This is a genomic window from Actinoallomurus acaciae, assembly GCF_042429965.1.
GTDB classification, from domain to species: Bacteria; Actinomycetota; Actinomycetes; order Streptosporangiales; family Streptosporangiaceae; genus Actinoallomurus; species Actinoallomurus acaciae.
On the sequence record NZ_JBHLZP010001270.1, the window covers coordinates 1 to 604 of the forward strand.

Genomic DNA, 604 nt, shown 5'->3' on the forward strand with positions numbered 1-604 from the left:
ACACCTTAAAACGCGTACCCGAATTTCCATACGCCCACGACGGCGTCTCAATCCGCTGCGTCCGCAGCGCCGCCTTCACGGTCTTTGTGTCGGTCACGAGAAACCCCGATTCCTACGAGTTTCATGCCAGGTGGAGAACGCCGGCCCTCGTCGGGACGGCCGTCGGACGCGTCGCGCGGAAGAACGCTCCGTACGGGGCGGGGACGCGACCCCGCCCCGTGCCGAAGGTCAGAAGTGGTAGTTGTCGATGTTGCTCTTGTCGAAGACGGTCGGTGGGCCGAGGATGACCTCGCCGTCCTTGCCGATCGTGCGCGGACCGAGCTTGCCGGCCTTGAACGTCTCACCCTGGGCACCGGTGATCTGACCAGAAACGAGAGCGGCCGCGGCATACGCCGCGAGATAACCGAGGTTGCCCGGGTCCCACAGCTCGAACTTGTGCACGGTGCCGTCCTTGACGAACTTGCGCATCTGGTTCGGCGTGCCCAGGCCGGAGACCTCGACCTTCCCCTTGTACTTGGAGGAGGACACGTAGCGGGCTGCGGCGGCGATGCCGACCGTGGTGGGCGCGATGATGCCCTTCAGGTCCGGGTAGGCCTGGAGCAGG

The 604-nt window shown here is 65.4% G+C and carries 1 protein-coding gene; it reads right to left on the minus strand.

Annotation, left to right across the window (positions count from 1 at the left end):
• Window positions 1–228: 228 nt before the first annotated feature.
• Window positions 229–604 (minus strand): substrate-binding domain-containing protein (locus tag ACFFNX_RS52025; RefSeq protein ID WP_378213897.1); only part of this gene is annotated, 376 nt, incomplete at its 5' end.